The following is a 23,711-nucleotide window of genomic DNA, read 5'->3' on the forward strand; positions in this document are numbered from 1 at the left end:
GCACCCGGGCGGCGGGCTGCCGCGCGGGGGTACGGGCCGGTTCGGTGCCCCGGGCCGGCGGGACGGACCGGCCGCCCGCGGCGGGCGCGGTCGGTTTCGCCGCGGGCGCGTCGGCCGGTGCGGGCAGGCTCAGGGCCGCCTCGGAGCCGAGCCGGCGGCGCAGCGTGTTCAGCGCCCGGGAGGTCTGGCTCTTGACCGTGCCCGGGGAGATCTCCAGCAGCGCGGCGGTCTGCGCCTCGGACATGTCCTCATAGAAGCGCAGCACCAGCACCGCCCGCTGCCGGGCCGGCAGCGCCTGGAGGTGCCGCCAGAGCGCGTCCCGGTCGAGTTGCTGCTCGATCTCGTCGACACCGGCGCGCTCCGGCAGCACCTCGGTGGGGCGCTCGCCGTGCCAGCGGCGCCGCCACCAGCTGGTGGACGTGTTGACCATGACGCGGCGGGCGTACGGCTCGATGGCGTCGATCCCGCCGAGCCGCTTCCAGGCGAGGTAGGTCTTGGTCAGCGCGGTCTGGAGCAGGTCCTCGGCGGTGGCCCAGTCACCGGCGAGCAGGTACGCGGTACGCAGCAGCGCGCCGGACCGGGCCGCGACGAATTCGCGGAACTCCTCCTCCAGCGGATCTCTGCTCGCCACGCTCATCTCCCCCCGTCCTGCCTGGCAGAATGCCACGGCCGGGCCGGTCGGGTCGATGGCGGAAGGTGTGCAGTTCATCCGATGTTCGGACGAAAAGTTTCAGGCTCCGTCGTCGGCCTTGGCCTCGTCGGCCTCCTTGCCCAGCCGCGCCTCGACCGCCTGCGGCTCGTACATCTCCTCGACCACACGCAGGTAGAGCTCGTTCGGGTTGGGCAGGTTCTTGATCACCCGGAGTGCCTGTTCCTGGCCGGCGGACTCCAGCACGAACGTGCCGTAGTTGAGGGCGCGGCCGGTCGGGCTCTGCTCGTACTTCATGTCGGTGACCCGGGTGAGCGGCATCATCGCGACCTGCCGGGTGATGATCCCGTTGACCACCATCACCCGCTTGTTGGTCAGGATGAACCGGTCGTACCACCAGTCGGCGACCTTCCACGCGACCCAGCCCATCACGGCGAACCAGAGCAGCACGGCGACTGTGGTCAACGCGCCGACGTCCCGCCCGGCGAGGAAGCCGGAGAGGTAGCCGAGCACGAACGTGGCCGCCACGCCGACGATGATCGGGGTGGTGAGGTGGATCCAGTGCCGCTTCCACTCGCCCCGGTAGCGCTCGGTGGGGAAGAGGTAACGAGCTACGAGCGAGCTGGGCTCGTCCTCCAGCGGCAGCACCCGGCGGGGTGCCATGCCGGTGGCGTCGGACCGCAGCCCGGCCAGTTCGTCCTCGGAGATCGGCTGGTCCGGGAAGCCGTCCGGGTCACGTGCCCAGGCCCGGCTGGACCGCCCCTCACCGGCGTACGCGCTGCCGTAGCCGGCGTCGTCCGCGTCGGCGTACGGGCCGGGGCCGTAACCGGCCGGGTCGTCCGGGTCGATCCGGGGGATCGGCTCGGTGTCGCGCTCCCGGCGTGCCCGGTCGGGGTCGTCCGGGTCGAAGGGTGGACCGGAGGGGCTTCCCATGGGCGGCTAGGCGACGAGGTTGGTGAAGAAGTCGCCGAAGCCCTGCGCGATGTCCATGATGCCGCCGCCGAGAGACTTGAAGACGTCGGCGGCGGAGTTGGGCCGGTACGCAACAAAGAAGATCAAGAATGCGATGCCGGCCCAGGTGAGGACCTTCTTGACCATAGCGGGCCATCCTCTCGCGCGGCGCCGGGTCCGTTTACCGCAGCGGCACCCAGAGTATCAGCATGGTGTCTTACCGTGAATATCTGCGTCCGCTCCCCGACTCGCCGTGGCGAGCCGGTCAGGCCCGCCCGTGCAGGTACGGAGATGGTGCGCCGTACACGAGTTCGGGCGGTGTCCACTCGGTGAGGTCGTGCAGCACGACTTCTTCCGCGAGGAGGTGACCCGCACTCGCCGGCCAGGCTATCGCATGGAGCCACATTCCCCGAGCCTCGCCGGCGTACGCGCTTCGATCCGTTTCGGAGCGGACGAGCCACAGTGGAGTCGGATGGCCGCCCACCCGGATCTTCGCGTGCGGCAGCCGCTCGGGATGACCAGGGCCGGGATCGGTGAGCGCCTCCTCCACCTGTGGGCCGGGGTCGGGTCCGGGCAGTCCCGCGAAGCGGGATCCGAGGCCCACACCGGGTTCCTCGGCGACGAAGATCAGGTCGGCCGGCCCACCGTCCAGGGGGGCCGGTCCGGCGCAGGCGACCAGCGTCGCCCGTACGCCAGCGCGGTCGTCACCCGCCCACGCCACGCCGGTGAGCGTCCAGCCCGGCGGGAGCGGCCACGGACACCACAGCGGCATCCGGAGCCGGCCGGCCGGGTCGGGGTCCGCGGCCATCCGGTCCACCACACTGGCCATGATCTCGGCGCTGATGCGCTCCGGCACGTGCAGCGGCGCGACCGGGCCGCAACGTACGCACCGGTGCTCGGCATGCATCAGGTCCGGCTCGCGCACCGGGCCCGCACATCTCGGACAACTCACCGCGACAGTCACACTCTCACCGTCGCCCCGGACCGGCGAGGCGTCAAGCGGGGCGGGCGGACGAGCGTGGGATTTCCGTCCGGTGGTGGACCCACGCGGGTTCAGTCCGGCGGCGGCCCGGCGTACGACCGGATCCAGGCGTGCATGGCGATGCCGCTGGCCACACCCGCGTTGATGGACCGGGTCGAGCCGTACTGGGCGATGGAGAACAGCGCGTCGCAGGCCGACCGGGCCACCGCCGACAGCCCCGGCCCCTCCTGGCCGAACAGGAGCACGCAGCGGCGCGGCAGCACCGCCGTCTCCATCGGCCGGGAGCCGGGCAGGTTGTCGATCCCGACCACCGGCAGCTGTTCGTCACGCGCCCACGCGACGAAATCCTCGATCGTCGGGTGGTGCCGGACGTGCTGGTAGCGGTCGGTCACCATGGCGCCCCGCCGGTTCCACCGCCGCCGTCCGACGATGTGCACCTCGGCGGCGAGGAAGGCGTTGGCGTTGCGGACCACGGTGCCGATGTTGAAGTCGTGCTGCCAGTTCTCGATCGCCACGTGGAAGTCGTGCCGGCGCCGGTCCAGGTCGGCCACCACGGCCTCGCGCCGCCAGTAGCGGTAGCGGTCCACCACGTTGCGCCGGTCCCCGGCCGCGAGCAGCTCCGGGTCGTAGCGCGGGTCGTCCGGCGGGTCACCGGGCCAGGGCCCCACACCCACGTCGAGCTGGTCGTCGGTCACGGTCTGCAGAGGGTACGGCCCGGCGGCGTCCCCGGTCAGCGCAGGTCGAGCGCGCCGCCCAGCCGGTCGAGGAAACGCGTGTCGGCGGGGCTCGGCGTGGTCTGCCCGGCCCGGCACACCCGGGCGGCGACCGACTCCACCCACTGCCGGTACGCCGCCGAGTCGGCCGGGTCGGCCCGGCGGTGCAGCACCCGTACCGCGGCCCGGGCGGCGGCCAGCAGGTCGACCAGGTCGGTCAGGCGCTCGTCCCGCTCGGTGGCCCCGTCGTGGCGGGCGTAGATCGCGGCCACCACGGCGCGGACGAGATCGCTGTCGAAGGCCCGGCCGGCGGCCACCGCGTCCAGGCCGGCCAGACCGGCGGCGACGCCGCGCGGCGGGCGCCCGGGCCCGGGTGAGGCGGCGGCGACGAGGACGCGGCCCGGCAGGTCGGTCAGCAGGTCCCACTCCGCCGCCGAGTAGGCGGCGGTGGTGAGCGGTGCGGCGCGGCGACCGGCGGAAGGCGGCTCTCCGGCTACGGAGTGGCTCATGGGCACCTCCAGCCCGAGCATATGCCCCCGGACGAGGTCCGGGCCCCGTCCCCGCCGAACGGAGAACGAGGCCCGGTGGCCGGAGATGTTCAGGTCAGCGCGGCTCGGGGAAGCTGGGGCGCTCCGGGTCGACGCCGTCCGGGACGGCGGCGGCCGCGTACTCCTGCTTGGGGACCATGACCTTGCGGCGGAACACGCAGACGAGCGTGCCGTCCTGGTTGTAGCCGCGGGTCTCGACCGCGACCACGCCGCGGTCGGGCTTCGAGGCCGACTCCCGCTTGTCCAGCACCGTCGTCTCGCCGTAGATGGTGTCGCCGTGGAACGTCGGCGCGACGTGCCGCAGCGACTCGATCTCCAGGTTGGCGATCGCCTTGCCGCTGACGTCCGGTACGGACATGCCCAGCAGCAGCGAGTAGATGTAGTTGCCGACCACCACGTTGCGCTTGAACTGCGAGGCGGACTCGGCGTAGTGCGCGTCCATGTGCAGCGGGTGGTGGTTCATGGTGAGCAGGCAGAAGAGGTGGTCGTCGTACTCGGTGACCGTCTTGCCCGGCCAGTGCCGGTAGACCGCGCCGACCTCGAACTCCTCGTAGTAGCGGCCGAACTGCATCCTTGTCCCCTTCACGGGCGGCGATGGAGTTCGGCACAGCATGCCTTATCGCTTGTTAAGGCGAGGGGCGGGGCGCTCGCCCGGCGGAAATGTCACACCGGGGGTCACCGAGGTCTGGACGCAATGAGCGGCGGGGCCCTCCCCGGCACCCGCCGCCCACGCTCTGATGCGAAGAATTCTGCCGTACGAACACCCGGCACCGACAGAGACGGAGGTCACATTTATCTTTTCGTAACACTACTCAAAGTAATCGACAAGCGGTCGGTAAGCGATCTCTGCAGGCCGGATAGATGCTCGTCAAGCCCAAAGTTACCGATACGTAGCCACAACTGAGCGTGATCTCCTTGGAAACGCTCCCATCACGTGCCGTCACGCAAGTGCGGCGTGCATTTGCGTTCCGCACGACCGGGCCGAACAGATGGTGTTCGATGTGCCCAGGGTCACCGTCCGGGCGCTCAGCGTTTCGTCACCCCCGCGACGGGAATTCGGACGGACTGACCCTGGTTCCACCGGACGTACGACAATCCGCGGTGATCGGAGAGAGCAAATGGCAACGGTTGAGCTGACCACGGCCAACTTTGACGAGGTGACCGGGCGCGACGGGATCGTCCTGCTCGACTTCTGGGCGGACTGGTGCGGCCCGTGCAAGCGCTTCGCCCCGGTCTACGAGCGCTCCTCGGAGAAGCACCCGGACATCGCCTTCGGCAAGGTCGACACCGAGGCGCAGCAGGAGCTGGCGGCGAAGTTCAACATCAGCTCCATCCCGACGATCATGGCGATCCGTGACGGCGTGATCGTCTTCGCCCAGCCGGGCGCGCTGCCGGAGTCCGCGCTGGAGAACCTCATCGAGCAGGTCCAGGCGCTGGACATGGACGACGTGCGCAAGAAGCTGGCCGAGCACAACCACTGACGTTCCACACGCCGCCGGCCGGTGCCCCGCTTCGGGCACCGGCCGGCGGCGTTTCTCGTGCCGGCCCGCTTGCGCTTAGTTCGTACACGTGTTCGAATGAACGCCATGCGCTGGGACAACCTCTCCGCTCCCCCGGACGAGGGGACTCCCGATCGGGCGGCGCCGGCGGCTCCACCCCTGCCGCTGGCGCTGCCCGGCGCCGTCACCCGCACGTTCGACACCCCGGACTTCGCCGGCATGACCTTCTACGAGGTCCAGGCCAAGTCGATCATCAACCGGGTGCCCGGCCAGTCGCGCGTGCCGTTCGAGTGGACGATCAACCCCTACCGGGGCTGCTCGCACGCCTGCGTCTACTGCCTGGGCGGCGACACACCGATCCTGATGGCCGACGGCCGCACCAAGGCGATCAGCGAGCTGGAGCCCGGCGACCGGATCTACGGCACCCGGCGGCGCGGCGCCTACCGCCACTACGTCGTCACCACCGTGCTCGACAAGTGGTCCACTGTGAAGCGGGCCTACCGGGTCACGCTGGCCGACGGCACCACGCTCGTCGCCAGCGGCGACCACCGGTTCCTGACCGAACGCGGCTGGAAGCACGTCACCGGAACGATGCGCGGCGGCGGGCGCCGTCCCCACCTGACCACCCGCAACCGCCTGCTGGGCACCGGCCGGTTCGCGGTCGCGCCGAAGCGCTCGGCCGACTACCGCCGGGGCTACCTGCACGCCCTGGTCCGCGACGACGGCCCCTCCGGCGACCGACGAGACACCCGGTTCCGGCTGGCCACCGCCGAGTCCGAGGCGCTGGACCGGGCCGAGCGCTACCTGACCGACACGGGCGTCACCGTCGAGCGGGCCACCGTCGCCCGGGTCGGCCGCCGGGCGACGACCACAGTGGTACGCACAGCCGGCCCGGCCGAGGCCGTCACCGGGCTGTTCGAGCCACCCGCCGAGACGACCGACGACTGGGCGCTGGGCTACCTGGCCGGCATGTTCGACGCCGTCGGCACCTGCCACCGGGGCGTGTTCCGGATCAGCGTCGCCGACGACGAGAGCCGTGCCCGCGCGGCCGGCGCGCTGGAGCGGTTCGGCTTCCGGTGGGCGCTCGACGTGCCGGGCGCCCCGGGTGCGGCGAGTCAGCTCCGGCTGACCGGCGGGCTGCCGGAACGGCTGCGCTTCTTCCACCTGACCGACCCGGCCGTCACCGCCCGACGCTCGATCGAGGGCATGGCGCTCAAGTGCGCGGCGCGACTCCAGGTGACAGCCGTCGAGGATCTCGGCCTGGAGCTTCCGCTGTGGGACATCACCACCGGCACCGGCGACTTCATCGCCAACGGCGTGGTCAGCCACAACTGCTTCGCCCGCAACACCCACACCTACCTCGACCTGGACGCGGGCGCCGACTTCGACCGCAAGGTGATCGTCAAGGTCAACGCGGGCGAGCTGGTCCGGCGCGAGCTGGCCGCCCCGCGCTGGCGCGGCGCGCACGTCGCCATGGGCACCAACGTGGACTGTTACCAGCGGGCCGAGGGCCGCTACCGCCTGATGCCGCCGATCATCGAGGCGCTGAGGGACTTCGCGAACCCGTTCTCCATCCTGACCAAGGGCACGCTGCTGCTGCGCGACCTGCCCCTGTTGCGCCAGGCCGCCGAGGTGACCCGGGTCGGGCTCTCGTACTCGGTGGGGTTCGTCGACGAGGTGCTCTGGCGGGCGGCCGAGCCCGGCACGCCGAGCCCGCGCCGCCGGCTGGACGCGGTCCGTCGCCTCACCGACGCCGGTTTCTCCGTCGGCGTGCTGATGGCACCGATCCTGCCCGGCCTCAGCGACGACGAGGAGTCGATCGACGCCACGGTCGCGGCCGTCGCCGCCTCCGGCGCGGCGAGCGTGACGCCGCTGCCGCTGCACCTGCGGCCCGGCGCGCGGGAGTGGTACGCCCGCTGGCTGGCCCGCGAGTTCCCCCATCTGGTGCCCCGCTACCGGCAGCTCTACCAGGCCGGCTCGTACGCGCCGCAGGCGTACCAGCGGGAGGTGACCGCGCGGGTGCGGATGGCGGCACGCCGGCACGGGCTGCACCGCGGCGAGACCGGCGACAACAGGCGGCTGCCGGAGACCCCGCCGCCCGCCCCGGCCGCCGAACAGCTCTCCCTGCTCTAGCGACCGGGGGAACCCCGCCGGCGGGGCTAGTCTCGGGGGATGCGTTCCGCTCAGCAGATCCTCGCCGACTCCGCCGTGATCGCCGTCGTGGGCGCCTCCCGTGACCCGGGCAAGGCCGCGCACCGCGTACCGCTGGAGATGCAGCGGCACGGCTGGCGGATCATCCCGGTCAACCCGACGGTGGACGAGTTGTTCGGCGAGAAGGCGTACCCGACGCTCGCCGACATCCCGCACCCGGTCGACCTGGTCGACGTGTTCCGCCCGGCCCGCGACGCGGTCGACGTGGTCCGGCAGGCGGTGGCGATCGGCGCCCCGGCGGTGTGGTTGCAGCTCGGGATCTTCTCGGACGAGGCGCGCCGGATCGCCGAGGAGGGCGGCCTCGACTACGTCGAGGACCGGTGCCTCATCGTCGAGCGGGCCGCCGCCGGCCTGACCCGTCGCGGCTGACTTCGCCGGGCGGCGGTTCGGGCCCGAAGATCAGGTCGAGGTGGGCGTCGAGCGCGGCCAACGCGGTCTCCGGCGGATAGTGACCGCCGAGCACGTAGATGCCGAGGCCTTCCATCACGGCGAGCAGCCCGACCGCGGCCCGCTCCGGGTCCACCCGGCCGTCCGCCACGAGCGGTGAGCCGGCGGTGATCTGCCCGGCCACGAAGGCCAGCAGCGCGGCCGTCTCGTCGTGCAGCGCGGCGGCCACGGCCGGCCGGACGGCGGTGTAGGCGAGGAAGGCCAGAGCCACCCGCCCGTCCGCCCGCCGGTCCTCGTCCAGCGGCAGCAGCTCGGCCAGCATGGCCCGCAGCAGCGCCCGGGGTGCCGGCGTCGCGCCGAGCGCCTCGACCGCCCTCCGGACCCGGGCCTCGTTGCGCTCGCGCACCACGGCGAGCGCGAAGACCATCATCTCGTCCCGGGTACGGAAGTAGTGCTGCACCATCCCGGGGCTGACCTCGGCCGCCGCGGCCACGTGGCGCAGGCTGACCGCCTCCAGCCCCTGCTCGGCCGCGACCCGCATCAGCGCGTCGGCGATCAGCGCGCGACGCTCCCGGTGGTCGACCCGCTTCGGCATACCCCCATGGTTTCACAATACGACTGCATTGACATGTCGCCGACACGCGTTTTACATTGCAGTTGTATTGAAAAAGAGGGGGTGCGGTGATGGGACGGGCCATCCGGCTGGCGCGGCGTGCGGTGGCGTACGAGTGGGGCATGTGGCGCAGCCTCACCCGGTGGATCCTGCGCCGCCCGTATCCGGTCGCGCCGGGCGCGCAGACGTACGCCTACGTCGGCGGCGTGCAGCCGATCCTGCTGGCCTTCATCGCCCTGTCCACGATCGAGATCCCGATCCTCGACGTGATCCTGCGGCACACGGTCGACCAGCCGACCGTGCGGCACGCGGCGATCGCACTCGGCCTCTGGGGTGTGCTGTGGATGATCGGGCTGCTGGCCAGCCTCCGGATCCATCCGCACGTCGTCGACGTGGCCGGCCTGCGGGTGCGCAACGGCGTCTCGGTCGACGTCACGATCCCGTGGCACGCGGTCGCCCGGGTGGCGCTCCGCCGCCGGTCGCTGCCGTCCAGCCGGGCCGTCCAGTACGACGCGGACGACCCGGCGGTGCTCAACCTCGGCGTCGGCAGCCAGACGGCGGTCGACGTGGTGCTGCGCGAGCCGCTGTCGGTGCGGCTGCCGAAGGGGCCGAGCGAGCCGGTGCGGGAGATCCGGCTGTACGCCGACGACCCGACGGCGCTGGTCGAGCACGCGCGGCGACACCTGCCCGCCGCCGAGCAGGCCGCGCGCCGGCCCGAGCGGTGAGCCGGGCCCTTACTGCTTGTACTGCTTGAGCAGGCCGCGCGAGATGATCGTCTTCTGGATCTCCGAGGTGCCCTCGCCGATCAGCAGGAACGGCGCCTCGCGCATCAGGCGCTCGATCTCGTACTCCTTGGAGTAGCCGTAGCCGCCGTGGATCCGGAACGCCTCCTGGACCACCTCGGCGCAGTACTCGGACGCGAGCAGCTTCGCCATGCCCGCCTCGACGTCGTTGCGCTGGCCGGCGTCCTTGAGCCGGGCCGCGTTGACCATGAGCGCGTGCGCGGCCTCGATCTTCGTACCCATCTCGGCGAGCTTGAACGCGACGGCCTGGTGCTTGGCGAGCGGCTGGCCGAAGGTGTGGCGCTGCTGGGCGTACGCGACCGCCAGCTCGAACGCCCGGATCGAGATGCCGCAGGCGCGGGCCGCGACGTTGACGCGGCCGACCTCGATGCCGTCCATCATCTGGTAGAAGCCGCGGCCGACCTTCTCCTCGCCGCCGAGCACGGCGGAGCCGGGCACCGTGACGCCGTCGAGCACCATCTCGGTGGTCTCGACGCCCTTGTAGCCCATCTTGTCGATCTTGCCGGGGATGGTGAGGCCGGGCGCGGTCTCGCCGAAGCCCGGCTCCTTCTCCAGCAGGAAGGTGCTCATGTTGCCGTAGACCGAGTCGGCCCCGGTGTCGGTCTTGACCAGGGTGGCCACCACCGAGGAGTACGCCCCGTTGGTCAGCCACATCTTCTGGCCGTTGAGGACGTAGTTGTCGCCGTCGCGGACGGCCTTCGACTTGATCGCCGAGACGTCCGAGCCGCACTCCGGCTCCGACATCGAGAACGCGCCGCGCACCTCGCCGGTGGCCATCCGGGGCAGCAGCCGGGCCTTCTGGTCGGCCGAGCCGTGCTGCGAGATCAGGTACGCCACGATGAAGTGGGTGTTGACGATGCCGGAGATCGACATCCAGCCCCGGGACAGCTCCTCGACCACGAGCGCGTAGGTCAGCAGGGACTCGCCCAGGCCGCCGTACTCCTCGTCGATGGTGAGGCCGAACAGCCCCATCTCGCGCATGCCGTCGAGGATGTCGCTCGGGTACTCGTCGGCGTGCTCCAGCCGCTGGGCGTGCGGGATGATCTCCTTGTCGGCGAACTCCCGGACGGTTTCCAGGATCGACCGCTGCACGTCGGTCAGTCCGGGTGTCTGGGCGAGTCGGGCCATCTCAGCCTCCGGGGTCGGCGCCTTACTCATGGGTAACTGAACGCTCGGTCAGTATCGGTCCCGGGACCGGCCGCGCCAAGGTGACCAGTCCACACAACCGCTGTGAAAAGGTTCACCGCTGCGGGTAGCGTCCGCAAGAGAGAGGGCCGTTGACCTGGGGGAAGGGGCGCCCGTGAGTGACGAGCAGCCACCGTCGCCGTACGAGCCGCCGCCGCACGGTCAGCCCTACGGGCAACCGCAGTACGGCCAGCAGCACCCGCAGTGGGGCCAGCAACCCCCGTACGCCCCGCAGCCGCCCTACGGCCAGTACGGGCCACCCGGCCAGGGGCCGGGACCCCGTGGCACGAACGTGCTCGCCATCCTGTCGCTCGTCTTCGCGTTCGTCTTCGCACCCGCCGGCATCGTCTGCGGCCACCTGGCCAAGCGGCAGATCCGGCAGACCGGCGAGGACGGCGACCAGCTCGCCAACTGGGGTCTGATCCTCAGCTACATCTTCACCGTGATCGGCATCCTGGTCTGCTGCGGCTGGATCGGGCTGGCGTTCTGGGCCAACTCCGACACCAGCGGCTACTGACGGTCAGCGGAACTGCGCCTCCCGGACGCTGTTACCGCCGTCGACCACGAGCATCTGCCCGGTGATGTACGACGCGGCGGGCGAGCAGAGGAACGCGATCGCCGCCGCCACCTCGTCCGGCGTGCCGGGGCGCCCGACCGGCGTACCGAGCCCCTGCTTGATCTCGGCCATGGTGGACGCCGCGGTGTGGATGATGCCCGGCGCCACCGCGTTCACGGTCACCCCGTCGGCGATCATCTCCATCGCCAGCGCCCGGGTCAGCCCGACCACACCGGCCTTGGCCGCCGCGTAGGCCGCCTCGGTGGGCAGCGCGTTGACCGGCCCGGCGGTGGCGGCCAGGTTGACGATCCGGCCCCAGCCCCGCTCGGCCATGCCGCCGATGAACGCGCGGCTGCACAGGAACGCGGTGGTCAGGTTGCGGTCGATCTCGCCGCGCCACTCGTCGTACGTCAGCTGCGCCACCGGCCGCAGCACCTCCGGGCTGGCCCGGCTGGCCAGACCCGCGTTGTTCACCAGCACCTCGACGTCGCCGAGCTGCTCGGCCACCGCGTCGGCCAGCGCGCCCACCTCCGACTCGTCGGTGAGGTCGGCGACGAAACCGGTGACGCCCAGCTCGCCCGCGCGTTCGTGGATGCGCCTCGTGGTGGACACGATCGCGACCCGGGCGCCCAGGTCGGACAGGCGGCGCGCGGTCGCGTACCCGATGCCGTCCGGGCTGCCCGCGCCGGTCACCAGCGCGACCCGGCCGTCCAGCCGCATGGTGGCCGGTTCCGGCAGCGGCGCCGGCCGTTCGGAGTCGGCGGCGCCGACCGGCTCGCCGCCACGCGGGCGCCGCACCGACCCCGGCCGGCTCATGTCCCGTCGCGACCGACCCCCACGCGCGTCAAGTGCCATGCCGAGGATCCTGCCCGGTGCCGACCTCACGGGCAACGCGGTGGCCGGAAAGGGGACGTCCGTGTCGCGCACCGGATGGCTACCCTGAGCGCGACCACGTACCTGGAGATGATCAGATGACCTATCCCCCACCGTCCGGTGGCTGGCAGGATCCGTTGGCTGCCGGACCGCAGTCGAGCCCGCCGGCCGTGCCGGGTCAGCCGGGTCCGGCCGACCCGTACGCGCCGGTCGCGGACCCGTACGCACCGGGCGCCGACCCGTACGCGGGAGCGAAGTCGCCCTATCCCCCGCCCGGCGGCGAGCAGTACGCGGCGCCGATGCCCGGCTATCCGGGTGCCTATCCCCCGCCCGGCGCCTATCCCGGCTACGCCATGCCAGCGTCCCGCACGAACACGCTCGCCATCGTGGCGCTGGTGCTGTCGCTGGTCGGCTTCGCCTCGTGCGGCATCACCGCGCCGATCGGCGCGATCATGGGCCATGTCGCCCGCAAGCAGATCCGGGAGACCGGTGAAGAGGGCGACGGCATGGCCCTGGCGGGCATCATCGTGGGCTGGATCATGACCGCACTGATGCTCGCCGTGATCACCTTCTACATCGTGATGATCGTGATCGCGGTCGGCGCCAGCAGCACCAGCAGCACCAGCGGCTACTGACGCGATCGGGCCGCCCCCGGCAGGGAGGCGGCCCGGCGCGCGGTCAGGACGCGGGCGGCGTGAACGTGGAGGTACGGGACATGCCGGCGGCCCGGCCCTTCGCGGCGATCACCAGCGCCATCTTGCGGGACGCCTCGTCGATCATCTCGTCGCCGAGCATCACCGCGCCGAGCTTCCCGCCCGCCTCCGACGTGTAGTAGTCGTACGCGTCGAGGATCAGCTCGGCGTGGTCGTAGTCGGCCTGCGCCGGGGAGTAGACCTCGTTCGCGGCGTCGATCTGGCCGGGGTGCAGCACCCACTTGCCGTCGAAGCCCAGCGCCGCCGAGCGCTTCGCCACCTCGCGGAACGCGTCCACGTCCCGGATCTGCAGGAACGGGCCGTCGATGGCCTGCTTGTCGTGCATCCGCGCGGCCATCAGGATGCGCATGAGGATGTAGTGGTACGGGTCGCCCGGGTAGTCCGGGATCAGCGCACCTACCACCAGCGACTTCATGTTGATCGAGGCCATGAAGTCGGCCGGGCCGAAGATGATCGTCTCGATCCGGGGCGAGGCGCCGGCGATGGCGTCCACGTTCACCAGCCCGGCCGCGTTCTCGATCTGCGCCTCGATGCCGATCCGGCCCACCTCCAGGCCGAGCGTCTTCTCGATCTGGGTGAGCAGCAGGTCCAGCCAGTGCACCTGCTCGGCGTTCTGCACCTTCGGCAGCATGATGCAGTCCAGGTTCGCCCCGGCGCCCTCGACCACCTCGATGACGTCCCGGTAGGTCCACGGCGTGGTCAGGTCGTTCACCCGGACCACCCGGGTCTTGCCGGCCCAGTCGCCCTCGTTCAGCGTCGCCACGATGTTCTTGCGCGCGTCCGGCTTGGCCAGCGGCGCGACCGCGTCCTCCAGGTCCAGGAAGACCTGGTCGGCGGGGAGGCCCTGGGCCTTGCCGAGCATCTTGACGCTGGAGCCGGGCACCGCCAGGCAGGATCGGCGGGGACGACCGACAGCGGTCATGGGTGCGCTCCTTCCAGCGTCCGGCGCGGGTGCCGGCGCAGCGGTGGATTTCGAGAACTTAACGATCCCAAAGGGCGTGGTGACGCCACGGTAACCTCGTGCCGTGACCGGGGTGAATGGACCTGTGGAAGATCTCACTGAGCGTCGGATCGTGGTGCTGACCGGGGCGAGCTCCGGCATCGGCCTGGCCGCCGCGGAGGAGCTGGCGCGCCGCGGTGACCAGGTGGTGCTGGTGGGCCGCGACCCGGCCCGGCTGCGCGCCGCGGGCGAGCGGGTCCGCGAGTGCTGCGGCGAGCAGCCGGAGCTGTTCCGCGCCGACTTCGCGGTGCTCGACGACGTACGCGGGCTCGCCGAACGGCTGCGCGAGCGGTACGACCGGATCGACGTGCTCGCCAACAACGCGGGCGCGATCGTGCTGGAACCGATCACCACGGTCGACGGTTTCGAACTGAGCATGCAGGCCAACCACCTCGCCCCGTTCCTGCTCAGCAACCTGCTGCGAGACCGGATCCGGCGGATGGTGGTGACCGGCTCGGACGCGCACCGCAGCGGCGTGCTCGACCCGGACGACCTCAACGCCGCGCTGCGCTCGTACCGGCCGTTCCGCGCGTACGGCACCAGCAAGCAGGCGAACATCCTGTTCACCGCCGAGGCGGCCCGGCGCTGGCCGGACGTGCCGGCGCACGTGTTCCACCCCGGCGTGGTGCGTACCCGCTTCGGCAACGAGAGCCGGATTGTGGCGCTCGGCATGCGGCTGCTGCCGTTCCGCAGCCCGGAGAAGGGTGCGCAGACGCTGGTCTGGCTCGCCTGCCAGGACCCGTCCCGGCTGACCGACGGCGGCTACTACGCCGACCGCAAGCCGCACCGGCCCCGGCCCAAGGCGGCCGACCCGGCGCTGGCCGCCCGGCTCTGGACGGCCAGCGCGAAAGCGGTCGGCGTCGACGCCTGACGACACCGGGGGGACACATGACCGCGGAGCGAGAAGTCCTGCTGGTCGCGCTCGTCGACCTGAGCGCCGACGTGGACGCCGGGCGGCGCTACGAGGACGCCGTGCTGGCGCTGCTCGGCCGGCACGGCGGCCGGCTGGAACGCCGTCTGCGCACCGGGGACGGGGAGACCGAGGTGCACGTGATCCGGTTCGCCGCCCGCGCCGGGCTCGACGCGTTCCTGGTCGACCCGGACCGCGTCGCGCTGCGCGCCGAGCTGGGCGACGCCGCGCCCGTCACCCGGGTGCTTGAGGTACGCGACGTCTGAGCGTCACCGCGACACGTGCACCGGGACGCTCGTGACCACCACACCCGGCAGCGCGCGCAACGCGGCCCGCAGCCGCTGCTCGGCGCGGCTGTGCAGCAGCCGGTACCGCCGCCGGCGCAGCACCACCTCCGGCACGATCACGGTGAGCGTCAGGTCCGGGCTCGCGGCGTGCAGCGCCTCCAGGTAGTGCGCCAGCGGCCCGATCACCGACCGGTACGGCGACACGATCGTCTCCAGCCGCAGGTGGTCGCCCCAGGCCCGCCACTGCTCGCGGAACCGGTCCGCCTCGGCCTCCTCCGGCGCGAGGTGCACGGCGAGCGTCGGCCGCCCGAGTGACGTCGCGTACGCCAGCGCGCGCAGCGACGCCCGGTTCAGCCGGGCCACCGGCACGACCACCAGGTGGCGTACCTGCTGGGGCAGCTCGTCGCCCTCGGCGGGCGGCGCGGGTGGCGGCGGATGCAGCGCCAGCGCGTGGTGCAGCCGGGCGTAGTGCCCGTGGATCCGGCGGAACAGCAGCACCAGCAGCGGCACGGCGAGCACCACCACCCAGGCGCCCTCGGTGAACTTGGCGACCGCCGCGGTCAGCAGCACCAGCCCGGACAGCGCCGCGCCGACCGCGTTGACCGCGAGCCGGCGGCGCCATCCCGGTCCCCGGCGGCGCCGCCAGTGCACCACCATCCCGGTCTGGGACAGCGTGAAGGCGAGGAACACGCCCACCGCGTAGAGCGGGATCAGCCGCTCGGTGTGCCCGCCGAACGCCACGAACACCACCGCGGCGGTCAGCGCCAGCGCCACCAGCCCGTTGCTGAACGCCAGCCGGTCGCCCATGTGCAGGAACCGGCGCGGCGCGTACCCGTCCCGGGCCATGAAGAACAGCAGCCGGGGGAAGTCGTTGAACGCCGTGTTCGCGGCCAGCAGCAGGATCAACGCGGTGGTGGCCTGGAGGATCGCGTACCAGGGCCCGGTCGGGAACGTCACCCGGCCGAGCTGGGACAGCAGCGTCTCGTCCGCCCGGGGCACCAGGCCGTCGAGGTGGATCAGCCCGACCAGGCCGGCGAACAGCGTGACCAGCATGGCGACCATCCAGCCGAGCGTGGTGCGGGCGTTGCGCCACTCGGTCGGACGGAACGCGGGCACCGCGTTGGAGACCGCCTCGATGCCGGTCATCGACACCGCACCGGAGGAGAACGCCCGCAGCACCAGCAGCAGGCCCAGGCCCTCGGCGGCGGGCACCGAAGGCGGCGGCACCGGCGCGAAACCCCGCGCCGCGGCCTTCGCGTACCCGACCGCCAGCACCGCGACCAGCACCACCACGAAGGCGTACGTGGGCAGCACGAAGATGTTCCCGGCGGTGCGTACGCCGCGCAGGTTGCCGGCGAGCAGCACGACGATCACCAGCACCCCGAGCGGCACCGCCCACGGGCTGAGCCCGGGTAGCGCCGAGGTGACCGCGTGCACCCCGGCCGCCACCGACACGGACACGGTCAGCACGTAGTCGAGCATCAGCCCGGCCGCGGCGGCGAGTCCCGGCGTACGCCCGAGGTTGTCGCCCGCGACGATGTAGGAGCCCGCGCCGTGCGGGTAGGCCGGGATGGTCTGCCGGTAGGAGAGGCCGACGGCGACCATCAGCACCACCAGCACGGCGGCCAGCGGCAGGGCCAGCCCGAGCGCGGCGCTCCCGGCCAGCACCAGCACCACGAGCATCGCCTCCGGCCCGTACGCCACGGAACTGAGCAGGTCCGAGGAGAGCACCGGCAGCGCGACCAGCTTGCGCATCCGCTCGTAGAGCACCGACGCGCTGGACAGCGGCGGCCCGATCAGAGCCCGGCGCAGCCGGGTGGCGGCCCGGCCGGCCCGGTCGGCGGGCAGGTCGGCGGCGCCGGTGGCGACCAGCTCGTCCGGCTGCGCCACGGTGAACATGTCGATCGGCGCGAGCCGGCCGAACCGGGTGGGCGCCGGGTGGTGGTCGTGCCGCCCGAGCGCCGGGTCGACCGGCAGGTCGTCGGCGCGGCGCGGGCCGCGCCAGCGCTCACCGATCCGGCCGAGCGCGGCCCGTTCCTCGTCGCCGAGCGGCGGGAACTCGGCCGAGGGCGTGACGACGGTGCCCGCCTCCGCCGCGTCGTCCCGGTCCGACCCCACCCTGAGCACTTTCGTGCAAACCGGACGGCCCGGTGGCCGGAACGGCGCGACTTCGCCCCGACCGGCGCGGCGGCCCGCTGATGCTCGACGGCCGCGCTCACGCGCGAGGGCCGCGCCGTTCAGTCGCCGAGCGGCGTCGGGTCGGCCGGTGCCGCGACCGGCGCGGCGCGGCGGCCGGCCCGCGCGCCGCCGAGCACCACCACCGCCACGCCGGCCAGCAGCAGCGCCAGGCCCGGCAGCGCCAGCGGCCGGGGCAACTGCCCCAGCCACACCCAGCCGATCAGCGCCGCGCCCGGCGCCTCCAGCAGGATCAGCACGCTGACGGTGGTCGCGGAGACCCGGTGCAGCGCGTAGTTGAACATCGAGTGGCCGAGCAGCTGGGCGCCCGCCACCAGGCCGAGGATCGCCAGCCAGGTCGCGCCGTCGAAGCCGTGCAGGCGTACCCCGCCGACCAGGCACACCACGAGCAGGATCGCCGCGCAGACGCCGTAGCAGACGGTGGTGTAGGTGGTGGTGCTGATGCTGGCCCGGGCCCGCTCGCCGAACGCGGTGTAGACGGCCGCGAACAGGCCGCCGACGACCGCGAGCAGGTCACCGGCGAACGCCCGGCCGGAGACGCCGAAGTCGGCGCCGGTGGCGAGCACCGCGCCGAGCACCGCCACCGCGATGCCGGCCCACACCGCCGTCGGCAGCCGCCGTCCCTGCCCGCGGGCGATCAGCCCCTGCCACACCGGCTGCGTCGCGCCGAGCGCGGTCGCGGCCGCCACCGAGGTGAGCTGCGCGCTCGGCATCCAGGTGGCGAAGTGGGCGGCCAGGGCGACCCCGGAGAGTACGCAGTAGAGCCCTTCGCGCCGGCCCGGCCCGACGGTCAGCGCGCGGAGTTCGGCGCGCCGCCTGGTCAACGCGACCGGCCCGAGGACGGCCACCGACAACGCGGTACGCCAGAACGCCACCGCCAGCGCCGACGCGGCGGCGAACGCCACGAGCGGCGCCGAGGACGAGACCGAGGCGACGGCCAGGACGAGCGCGCCCACCGTCAACGCGTCGAGCGGCGGGCGGTGCGGAACGGTCGGCACGAACGGTAATCCTCACACGGGCACCCGACAGACACGGAACGTCAGCACTCCGTTACGATCATGCGCGTCCCGGCGATCCTCCCCCTCGACGTCCGGAGGCGTTCCCTCATGCCCAGGTTCCAGGCGGTGCTGTTCGACTTCTTCGGCACCCTCACCCACGGCGTACGGCGCGGAGCCGCCCACCACGCCACCGCCGACCTGCTCGGCTGCTCCGCCGAGGCGCTGGTGGAGGTGTTGAACGGCAGCTTCTACGAACGGGCGAGCGGATCCTTCGGGAACGCCGAGTCGACGATGCGCTGGGTGTGCGCCCGGCTCGGCGTCCACCCGTCCGACGCGGCGGTACGCGCCGCCGTCGCCACCCGGCACCGGGCGGTACGCGCCGACACCCGGCTGCGTGCCGAGGCGGTGCCGGTGCTGGCCGCGTTGCGCCACCGGGGCGTACGCACCGGGCTGGTCAGCGACTGCACGCACGAACTACCGGCGTTCCTGCCGCAGCTCGCCGTCGCGCCGCTGCTGGACGCCCATGTCTTCTCGGTACGCCTCGGACGCTGCAAGCCGGACCCGGCGCTCTACCTGGCCGCGTGTTACCGGCTCGGCCAGGCCCCGGCCGACTGCCTCTACGTCGGCGACGGCGACAGCCAGGAACTCACCGGCGCGGAGCGGGCGGGGCTGAGCGCGGTCCGGCTGGCCGCGCCGGATCTCGCCGACCACGTGGTCCTCAACGCCGACCACGGGTTCGACGGGCCGTCGCTCACCTCGCTGACAGAGGTGCTCGACCTGCTCGACCCGGTCCCGGTGGCCTGACCCGGCTCGTCGAACGCGGCCGGCCCGTCGGGCTGGACCGACTCCGCCGACGGCGACCGATCCGCATGGCGTCGACCGCCTGGCGCCGACGGGTTCGCGGTCAGCGGCGGCGGACGCGGTGCAGGCGGAACGGCTTGCGGACGGCCCGTACCACGGGGGTCGGGCGGGGCTGCTCGCTCAGCGAGCCGTCCGGCAGGTCGGCGCCGCTCACGGCGGTGCCGGCGGGCGTGAGCCGGTTGAGCGCGCACCCCTGCGCCGCCCACCGCTGCACCAGCTCGGCGGCGGAGCCGGAGGCGTTGAGCCGCTTCGCCGCGACCAGCGGCGCGACGGTGTCCCACTCCTCGGTGCCCGGTCGCAGCCGGGTCACCCGCGCCGGCCAGGTGACGATCCGCCCGCCGTGGTCGCCGCGCAGCGTCACGTCGGCCGTGTCGCTGTCGGCCAGCCCGGGTGCGGTCTGCTCGCCGGGACCGGTGACCACGAGCAGGGTGCCCTCCAGCGGCAGGCACCACAGCGCGTACGCCGGGCCGCCGGTGCTCACCCAGCACACGGCGGCCTTCTTCACCGCCTCGTCCACCAGGGGCGGCGTCACCCGCTCGTCCACCTCGTCGCTCACCCCGCCATCCTCCCCCATCCCGCCCCGGGCCGCGGTCAGCCGATGAACGGGGGAACGGTGATCTCGCCCCGGGCCACCGGCATGACCTGGCCGGACACTGTCGCGCCCATCGCCAGGCCGCCGGACGCGGTCACCGTGCAGTCGAGCGTCGACGGGCGGTTGATCTCGATGCCCTGCCGGACCGTGTACGTGGAGCGCCCCTCGCCGGGGAGCAGGCCGCTGGCGACCAGCCACACGCCCAGTCCCAGGGCGGCGGAGCCGGTCGCCGGGTCCTCCGGTACACCGAGTCCCGGCACGAAGACCCGGGCGTGCGCGGTTTGCGAACCGGGCTCCCAGGAGAAGAGGCTGACGTGCTCCACTCCGTACCGCTGCGCCGCCGTCGTGTTCAACCGTGCCCGGGCCACCGCGTCCGGGCGTACCGGAAGATAAGGGAATTCGAGGCCGCACCCGGCGACCCGCGGTGGCGGGCCGACGTGGTCGGGGCCGGTGAGGCCGACCATCTCCAGCAGCGGCTCCGGGTCGAGTTCCGGGCCGAGCGTGGGCGTGCCGCCGGTGAGCGTCGCGCCGGTGGCGGTCACCTCGATCGGCAGGACGCCGGCGCCGCACTCCTGGGTGACCCGGCCCGCGCCGAAGACGCCGCGGCGGCTCGCGGTAACGGCGGCGCCGACGCTCGGGTGCCCGGCGAACGGCAGCTCGTCGGCCGGGGTGAAGATCCGGGCCCGGTAGGTGGCGCCCACCTGTGTCGGCGGGAGCACGAAGACCGTCTCGGACAGGTTGAACTCCAGCGCGAGCGCCTGCATCTGCTCGGTGGCCAGCCCTTCCGCGCCGAACACCACGGCCAGCGGGTTGCCGGCGAACGGGCGGTCGGTGAAGACGTCCACGATCTCGTAGCCCAAGGTCGACATGTTGTTAGAGACTAGGCCCTTAGGCTGGTGGCCGTGAGCACGCCGAACCGGGTCTACCTCGCTCGACTCGCCGGAGTCGCCGTTTTCGACCCGAACGGCGACCAGGTCGGCCGCGTCCGCGACGCGGTGGCCCGGATGCGCGCGACCCAGCGACCGCCGGAGGTGGTCGGCCTGGTCGCCGAGATGCCGATGCGGCGGCGCATCTTCCTGTCCATCAACCGGATCACCTCCATCGATCCGGACGGCGTCGTGCTCGGCAGCGGCACTCTCAACCTGCGCCGCTTCGAGAAGCGCCCGAACGAGCTGCTGGTGCTCCAGGAACTGCTCGACCGCCGGGTCCAGGTCGAAGGCGGGCAGGCCGGTTCCGTGGTGGACGTGGCCATGGAGTGCAGCCGCGGCGGCGAGTGGACGCTGGGCCGCGTCGCCGTCCGCGAGCACACCGGCCGGCTCACCCGGCGCGGCCACCTCCACCAGGTCGAGTGGGACCGGGTGCACGGCCTGGGCGCGGTCGGCGACAACCGGGGTACGGCGAACCTGCTCGCCGTCCTGGAGGACCTGCGCCCGGCCGACCTCGCCAACGCCCTCCAGGACCTGCCCGACGCCCGGCGCAACGAGGTGGCCGCCGCGCTCGACGACGAACGTCTGGCCGACGTGCTCAGTGAGCTGCCCGAGCACGACCAGGTGGAGATCCTGGCCGCGCTGGACCGTCAGCGCGCCGCCGACGTGCTGGAGGAGATGGAGCCGGACGACGCCGCCGACCTGCTCAACGAGCTGCCCCCGCCGGAACAGGACGTGCTGCTCGACCTGATGGAGCCGGACGAGGCCGACCCGGTACGCCAGTTGCTGCGCTACGCGTCCGGCACCGCCGGCAGCGTGATGACCTCGGAGCCGGTGATCCTGCCGCCGGACGCCACGGTGGCCGAGGCGCTGGCCCGGATCCGCGAGGCGCAGCTGTCCCCCACGGTGGCCGCCCAGGTCTTCGTGGCCCGTGCCCCGCTGACCACGCCCACCGGCCGCTACCTGGGTATGGTGCACTTCCAGCGGTTGCTCCGCGAGCCTCCGGCGGATCTGCTCGGCGGCATCGTGGTCAACGACATCGACCCGCTGCGGGCGTCGACGCCGCTGCCCGAGATCACCCGCCGGATGGCCACCTACGACATGGTCGGCATGCCGGTGGTGGACCGGAACAACCGGCTCGTCGGCGCGGTGACGGTGGACGACGTGCTGGACCATTCCCTGCCGCGGGACTGGCGGGACCGGGACGCGGCATTCCCCTCGTCCGCCACCGACGACGGCACCATGGACGGCGACGATGAGTGATCAGCGACGAGGCGACCGGCTGGACCAGCCGCGCGCCCCGCGGAACCTGCAACTGCCCCGGGTCGACGCGGAGACGTTCGGCCGCTGGGCCGAGGGCATCGCCCGGGGCATGGGTACGGCGAACTTCCTCGTCTACATGACGCTGATCCTGGTGGCGTGGTTCCTGTGGAACACGCTGGCCCCGGCGAATCTGCGCTTCGACCCGTACACCTTCACGTTCCTGACCTTGATCCTCTCGCTCCAGGCGTCGTACGCGGCGCCGTTGATCCTGCTCGCGCAGAACCGGCAGGCGGACCGGGACCGGATCGCGATGGAGGAGGACCGGCGGCGGGCGACCATGCAGAAGGCCGACACGGAGTACCTGGCCCGGGAGATCGCCGCGTTGCGGATCGCCATGGGTGAGGTGGCCACCCGGGACTTCCTCCGTTCCGAGCTGAGCCGGCTCGGTGAGGAGCTGGACGAGGCGGCCGAGCGGCGGCGCAAGCTGGAACGGCGGCAGCAGGAGCGGGGGGCCCGGCGGGCGGCCGGCGGCGAGCGGCTGGACGAGCCCCGGGACGAGCTGGACGGCGACTACGCCCGGGGCGGCCGCTACGAGGGTTGAGCGGTCATCGAATCGCTCACACCGCCGCCGCCAGCGGCGGTGGCCGATGACCCGCGACGTAGCATTGCGGGCATGTCTGCACCCGTCAGCACCGTCTCCGACGCGATCCAGGCCGCCCTGGCCACCGTCAACGACCCGGAGATCCGCCGGCCGATCACCGAACTCGGCATGGTCCAGTCCGCCGAGCGGGACGAGGACGGCGTGGTCCGGGTGGAGCTGCTGCTCACCGTGGCCGGCTGCCCGCTGAAGGACAAGCTGCGCAGTGACATCACCGCCGCCGTGGGCGCGGTACCCGGCGTGAGCGGTGTGGAGATCATCTTCGGGGTGATGAGCCCGGAGCAGCGCCAGGAGCTCCAGTCGAAGCTGCGCGGTGGCGGTGCCACCGCCGAGCCGGTGATCCCGTTCGCCCAGCCGGGCTCGCGGACCCGGGTCTACGCGGTCGCCAGCGGCAAGGGCGGTGTCGGCAAGTCCAGCGTCACCGTCAACCTGGCCGCCGCACTCGCGTCCCGTGGCCTGTCGGTGGGTGTGGTGGACGCGGACATCTACGGCCACTCGGTGCCCCGGATGCTCGGCGCGGACGGCGCGCCGACCCGCGTCGAGGACATGATCATGCCGCCGCAGTCGCACGGCGTGAAGGTCATCTCGATCGGCATGTTCACCCCCGGCAACGCCGCCGTGGTCTGGCGCGGGCCGATGCTGCACCGGGCGCTCCAGCAGTTCCTCGCCGACGTCTACTGGGGTGACCTGGACGTCCTCCTGCTCGACCTGCCGCCGGGCACCGGCGACATCGCGATCTCGGTGGCCCAGTTGCTGCCGAACGCGGAGATCCTGGTCGTCACCACGCCGCAAGCGGCCGCCGCCGAGGTGGCCGAGCGGGCCGGTGCGATCTCGTTGCAGACCCACCAGCGGGTGGTCGGCGTCATCGAGAACATGTCCTGGCTGGAGATGCCGGACGGCTCCCGGATGGAGGTCTTCGGGGCCGGTGGCGGCGCGGCGGTGGCCGAGTCGCTGACCCGGACCATCGGCGCGCAGGTGCCGGTGCTGGGACAGATCCCGCTGGACACCCGGGTACGCGAGGGCGGCGACGCCGGTCAGCCGATCGTGCTGGCGCAGCCGGACGCGCCGGCCGCGAAGGCCCTGTTCCAGGTCGCCGACCGCCTCGCCGTCCGCCGCGAGTCCCTCCTCGGCAAGCCCCTGGGCCTCAAGCCAGCAGGCCGCTGACCTCACCCGCACTCCCCACCGCCCCTTCCCGCCGCACGCGGGAGGGGGCGGTCCCGTTCCAGGCGTCGATCATGAGGTTGACGGTCGCCGGACCGGCGTGTCGCGCCGTCAACTTCATGATCGACGGCGAAAGAGAGGGCGTCAGGTGGCGTCGTCGTAGGACGGGCGGGGGG

The 23,711-nt window shown here is 72.6% G+C and carries 28 protein-coding genes; 12 read left to right on the top strand and 16 right to left on the bottom strand.

Going from position 1 to position 23,711, the window contains the following annotated elements; genetic code table 11:
- The 7 genes from EAD96_RS23275 to EAD96_RS23300 form a co-directional block, all read right to left on the bottom strand.
- The coding region (locus EAD96_RS23275) for a SigE family RNA polymerase sigma factor (protein WP_233586134.1) at positions 1-637 on the bottom strand (637 nt) is incomplete at its 3' end.
- Positions 638-730: 93 nt separating this feature from the next.
- Complete coding sequence (locus EAD96_RS23280; RefSeq protein ID WP_120571763.1) at positions 731-1,582, bottom strand: PH domain-containing protein; 852 nt, start codon at positions 1,580-1,582, stop codon at positions 731-733.
- Positions 1,583-1,588: 6 nt separating this feature from the next.
- The gene (locus tag EAD96_RS31635; RefSeq protein WP_013283898.1) at positions 1,589-1,747 is read right to left on the bottom strand and encodes a hypothetical protein; all 159 of its coding nucleotides are present in this window, start codon (positions 1,745-1,747) and stop codon (positions 1,589-1,591) included.
- Between the two features lie 118 nt (positions 1,748-1,865).
- Complete coding sequence (locus tag EAD96_RS23285; RefSeq protein WP_338044166.1) at positions 1,866-2,564, bottom strand: DUF6758 family protein; 699 nt, start codon at positions 2,562-2,564, stop codon at positions 1,866-1,868.
- 89 nt (positions 2,565-2,653) lie between these two features.
- Positions 2,654-3,277 (bottom strand): RNA methyltransferase, encoded by a 624-nt coding sequence (locus tag EAD96_RS23290; RefSeq protein ID WP_121685775.1) that lies wholly within the window; start codon positions 3,275-3,277, stop codon positions 2,654-2,656.
- 35 nt (positions 3,278-3,312) lie between these two features.
- Complete coding sequence (locus EAD96_RS23295) at positions 3,313-3,804, bottom strand: hypothetical protein (protein ID WP_120573989.1); 492 nt, start codon at positions 3,802-3,804, stop codon at positions 3,313-3,315.
- Positions 3,805-3,898: 94 nt separating this feature from the next.
- Positions 3,899-4,414: a MaoC family dehydratase gene (locus EAD96_RS23300; protein ID WP_120571765.1), complete on the bottom strand. Its 516-nt coding sequence runs from the start codon at positions 4,412-4,414 to the stop codon at positions 3,899-3,901.
- Between the two features lie 547 nt (positions 4,415-4,961).
- Between EAD96_RS23300 and trxA the strand changes: the two genes are divergently transcribed.
- From trxA to EAD96_RS23315, 3 genes are all read left to right on the top strand, one after another.
- The gene (trxA, locus tag EAD96_RS23305) at positions 4,962-5,324 is read left to right on the top strand and encodes a thioredoxin (protein WP_013283893.1); all 363 of its coding nucleotides are present in this window, start codon (positions 4,962-4,964) and stop codon (positions 5,322-5,324) included.
- A 105-nt stretch (positions 5,325-5,429) separates the two neighbouring features.
- Complete coding sequence (locus tag EAD96_RS23310; RefSeq protein WP_121685785.1) at positions 5,430-7,475, top strand: intein-containing Rv2578c family radical SAM protein; 2,046 nt, start codon at positions 5,430-5,432, stop codon at positions 7,473-7,475.
- 39 nt (positions 7,476-7,514) lie between these two features.
- Entirely contained in the window at positions 7,515-7,922 is a 408-nt protein-coding gene (locus EAD96_RS23315) for a CoA-binding protein (RefSeq protein ID WP_091415115.1), read from the top strand.
- Here the strand turns inward: EAD96_RS23315 and EAD96_RS23320 are convergent.
- On the bottom strand, positions 7,879-8,535 hold the full coding sequence (locus EAD96_RS23320; RefSeq protein WP_121685776.1) for a TetR/AcrR family transcriptional regulator: 657 nt from the start codon (positions 8,533-8,535) through the stop codon (positions 7,879-7,881). The two genes, EAD96_RS23315 and EAD96_RS23320, sit on opposite strands and share 44 nt — an antisense overlap.
- A gap of 89 nt (positions 8,536-8,624) precedes the next feature.
- Between EAD96_RS23320 and EAD96_RS23325 the strand changes: the two genes are divergently transcribed.
- Entirely contained in the window at positions 8,625-9,278 is a 654-nt protein-coding gene (locus EAD96_RS23325) for a hypothetical protein (protein WP_121685777.1), read from the top strand.
- Positions 9,279-9,287: 9 nt separating this feature from the next.
- Here the strand turns inward: EAD96_RS23325 and EAD96_RS23330 are convergent, their stop codons facing one another.
- On the bottom strand, positions 9,288-10,484 hold the full coding sequence (locus EAD96_RS23330; RefSeq protein WP_120571768.1) for an acyl-CoA dehydrogenase family protein: 1,197 nt from the start codon (positions 10,482-10,484) through the stop codon (positions 9,288-9,290).
- A gap of 172 nt (positions 10,485-10,656) precedes the next feature.
- On the opposite strand from EAD96_RS23330, the gene EAD96_RS23335 reads away from it, so the two are divergent.
- Positions 10,657-11,058 carry a DUF4190 domain-containing protein gene (locus EAD96_RS23335; RefSeq protein ID WP_120571769.1) on the top strand — a complete coding sequence of 134 codons (402 nt, stop codon included), beginning with the start codon at positions 10,657-10,659 and terminating at the stop codon, positions 11,056-11,058.
- A gap of 3 nt (positions 11,059-11,061) precedes the next feature.
- Here the strand turns inward: EAD96_RS23335 and EAD96_RS23340 are convergent, their stop codons facing one another.
- Positions 11,062-11,913, bottom strand: coding sequence for an SDR family NAD(P)-dependent oxidoreductase (locus EAD96_RS23340; RefSeq protein WP_030273642.1), 852 nt, complete (start codon positions 11,911-11,913; stop codon positions 11,062-11,064).
- A 155-nt stretch (positions 11,914-12,068) separates the two neighbouring features.
- Between EAD96_RS23340 and EAD96_RS23345 the strand changes: the two genes are divergently transcribed.
- Entirely contained in the window at positions 12,069-12,605 is a 537-nt protein-coding gene (locus EAD96_RS23345) for a DUF4190 domain-containing protein (RefSeq protein ID WP_121685778.1), read from the top strand.
- 43 nt (positions 12,606-12,648) lie between these two features.
- Here the strand turns inward: EAD96_RS23345 and EAD96_RS23350 are convergent, their stop codons facing one another.
- Entirely contained in the window at positions 12,649-13,605 is a 957-nt protein-coding gene (locus EAD96_RS23350) for a CoA ester lyase (RefSeq protein WP_121685779.1), read from the bottom strand.
- A 124-nt stretch (positions 13,606-13,729) separates the two neighbouring features.
- On the opposite strand from EAD96_RS23350, the gene EAD96_RS23355 reads away from it, so the two are divergent.
- Positions 13,730-14,554 carry an SDR family NAD(P)-dependent oxidoreductase gene (locus tag EAD96_RS23355; RefSeq protein WP_199733277.1) on the top strand — a complete coding sequence of 275 codons (825 nt, stop codon included), beginning with the start codon at positions 13,730-13,732 and terminating at the stop codon, positions 14,552-14,554.
- Positions 14,555-14,571: 17 nt separating this feature from the next.
- Entirely contained in the window at positions 14,572-14,859 is a 288-nt protein-coding gene (locus tag EAD96_RS23360; protein WP_121685781.1) for a hypothetical protein, read from the top strand.
- A gap of 3 nt (positions 14,860-14,862) precedes the next feature.
- On the opposite strand, the gene EAD96_RS23365 is transcribed toward EAD96_RS23360, so the two are convergent.
- Positions 14,863-16,998 (bottom strand): APC family permease, encoded by a 2,136-nt coding sequence (locus EAD96_RS23365; protein WP_233586135.1) that lies wholly within the window; start codon positions 16,996-16,998, stop codon positions 14,863-14,865.
- 119 nt (positions 16,999-17,117) lie between these two features.
- Positions 17,118-18,074 (bottom strand): DMT family transporter, encoded by a 957-nt coding sequence (locus tag EAD96_RS23370; RefSeq protein ID WP_121685783.1) that lies wholly within the window; start codon positions 18,072-18,074, stop codon positions 17,118-17,120.
- A 108-nt stretch (positions 18,075-18,182) separates the two neighbouring features.
- Here EAD96_RS23370 and EAD96_RS23375 point away from each other — a divergent pair, with 108 nt between their 5' ends.
- Entirely contained in the window at positions 18,183-18,878 is a 696-nt protein-coding gene (locus EAD96_RS23375) for an HAD family hydrolase (RefSeq protein ID WP_120571777.1), read from the top strand.
- A gap of 100 nt (positions 18,879-18,978) precedes the next feature.
- Here the strand turns inward: EAD96_RS23375 and EAD96_RS23380 are convergent, their stop codons facing one another.
- The gene (locus EAD96_RS23380) at positions 18,979-19,509 is read right to left on the bottom strand and encodes a hypothetical protein (protein ID WP_199733278.1); all 531 of its coding nucleotides are present in this window, start codon (positions 19,507-19,509) and stop codon (positions 18,979-18,981) included.
- A 17-nt stretch (positions 19,510-19,526) separates the two neighbouring features.
- A complete protein-coding gene (locus EAD96_RS23385; RefSeq protein WP_120571779.1) occupies positions 19,527-20,396 on the bottom strand; it encodes a PhzF family phenazine biosynthesis protein in 870 nt (289 codons plus the stop codon).
- A gap of 33 nt (positions 20,397-20,429) precedes the next feature.
- On the opposite strand from EAD96_RS23385, the gene EAD96_RS23390 reads away from it, so the two are divergent.
- From EAD96_RS23390 to EAD96_RS23400, 3 genes are all read left to right on the top strand, one after another.
- A complete protein-coding gene (locus tag EAD96_RS23390; protein WP_120573991.1) occupies positions 20,430-21,716 on the top strand; it encodes a CBS domain-containing protein in 1,287 nt (428 codons plus the stop codon).
- Positions 21,709-22,317 (top strand): DUF1003 domain-containing protein, encoded by a 609-nt coding sequence (locus EAD96_RS23395; RefSeq protein WP_120571780.1) that lies wholly within the window; start codon positions 21,709-21,711, stop codon positions 22,315-22,317. Before EAD96_RS23390 ends, EAD96_RS23395 begins: the two co-directional genes overlap by 8 nt.
- Before the next feature lie 72 nt (positions 22,318-22,389).
- The gene (locus EAD96_RS23400) at positions 22,390-23,538 is read left to right on the top strand and encodes an Mrp/NBP35 family ATP-binding protein (RefSeq protein ID WP_091415052.1); all 1,149 of its coding nucleotides are present in this window, start codon (positions 22,390-22,392) and stop codon (positions 23,536-23,538) included.
- Here EAD96_RS23400 and EAD96_RS31640 read toward each other — a convergent pair.
- A partial coding sequence (locus tag EAD96_RS31640) for a hypothetical protein (protein WP_233586136.1) occupies positions 23,519-23,711 on the bottom strand: 193 nt, incomplete at its 5' end. The two genes, EAD96_RS23400 and EAD96_RS31640, sit on opposite strands and share 20 nt — an antisense overlap.

Source organism: Micromonospora sp. BL1 (genome assembly GCF_003667485.1).
GTDB lineage: Bacteria > Actinomycetota > Actinomycetes > Mycobacteriales > Micromonosporaceae > Micromonospora > Micromonospora tulbaghiae.

Excerpts from the sequence above, each read along its gene's own strand:
- EAD96_RS23315 (WP_091415115.1), top strand. The coding sequence starts at position 7,515 with ATGCGTTCCGCTCAGCAGATCCTCGCCGACTCCGCCGTGATCGCCGTC.
- EAD96_RS23385 (WP_120571779.1), bottom strand. The coding sequence starts at position 20,396 with ATGTCGACCTTGGGCTACGAGATCGTGGACGTCTTCACCGACCGCCCG.
- EAD96_RS23345 (WP_121685778.1), top strand. The coding sequence starts at position 12,069 with ATGACCTATCCCCCACCGTCCGGTGGCTGGCAGGATCCGTTGGCTGCC.
- EAD96_RS23300 (WP_120571765.1), bottom strand. The coding sequence starts at position 4,414 with ATGCAGTTCGGCCGCTACTACGAGGAGTTCGAGGTCGGCGCGGTCTAC.
- EAD96_RS23330 (WP_120571768.1), bottom strand. The coding sequence starts at position 10,484 with ATGGCCCGACTCGCCCAGACACCCGGACTGACCGACGTGCAGCGGTCG.
- EAD96_RS23360 (WP_121685781.1), top strand. The coding sequence starts at position 14,572 with ATGACCGCGGAGCGAGAAGTCCTGCTGGTCGCGCTCGTCGACCTGAGC.
- EAD96_RS23380 (WP_199733278.1), bottom strand. The coding sequence starts at position 19,509 with ATGGGGGAGGATGGCGGGGTGAGCGACGAGGTGGACGAGCGGGTGACG.
- EAD96_RS23340 (WP_030273642.1), bottom strand. The coding sequence starts at position 11,913 with ATGAGCCGGCCGGGGTCGGTGCGGCGCCCGCGTGGCGGCGAGCCGGTC.
- EAD96_RS23320 (WP_121685776.1), bottom strand. The coding sequence starts at position 8,535 with ATGCCGAAGCGGGTCGACCACCGGGAGCGTCGCGCGCTGATCGCCGAC.
- EAD96_RS23395 (WP_120571780.1), top strand. The coding sequence starts at position 21,709 with ATGAGTGATCAGCGACGAGGCGACCGGCTGGACCAGCCGCGCGCCCCG.
- EAD96_RS23295 (WP_120573989.1), bottom strand. The coding sequence starts at position 3,804 with ATGAGCCACTCCGTAGCCGGAGAGCCGCCTTCCGCCGGTCGCCGCGCC.
- EAD96_RS23400 (WP_091415052.1), top strand. The coding sequence starts at position 22,390 with ATGTCTGCACCCGTCAGCACCGTCTCCGACGCGATCCAGGCCGCCCTG.
- EAD96_RS23375 (WP_120571777.1), top strand. The coding sequence starts at position 18,183 with ATGCCCAGGTTCCAGGCGGTGCTGTTCGACTTCTTCGGCACCCTCACC.
- EAD96_RS23325 (WP_121685777.1), top strand. The coding sequence starts at position 8,625 with ATGGGACGGGCCATCCGGCTGGCGCGGCGTGCGGTGGCGTACGAGTGG.
- EAD96_RS23310 (WP_121685785.1), top strand. The coding sequence starts at position 5,430 with ATGCGCTGGGACAACCTCTCCGCTCCCCCGGACGAGGGGACTCCCGAT.
- EAD96_RS23280 (WP_120571763.1), bottom strand. The coding sequence starts at position 1,582 with ATGGGAAGCCCCTCCGGTCCACCCTTCGACCCGGACGACCCCGACCGG.
- EAD96_RS23350 (WP_121685779.1), bottom strand. The coding sequence starts at position 13,605 with ATGACCGCTGTCGGTCGTCCCCGCCGATCCTGCCTGGCGGTGCCCGGC.
- trxA (WP_013283893.1), top strand. The coding sequence starts at position 4,962 with ATGGCAACGGTTGAGCTGACCACGGCCAACTTTGACGAGGTGACCGGG.
- EAD96_RS31635 (WP_013283898.1), bottom strand. The coding sequence starts at position 1,747 with ATGGTCAAGAAGGTCCTCACCTGGGCCGGCATCGCATTCTTGATCTTC.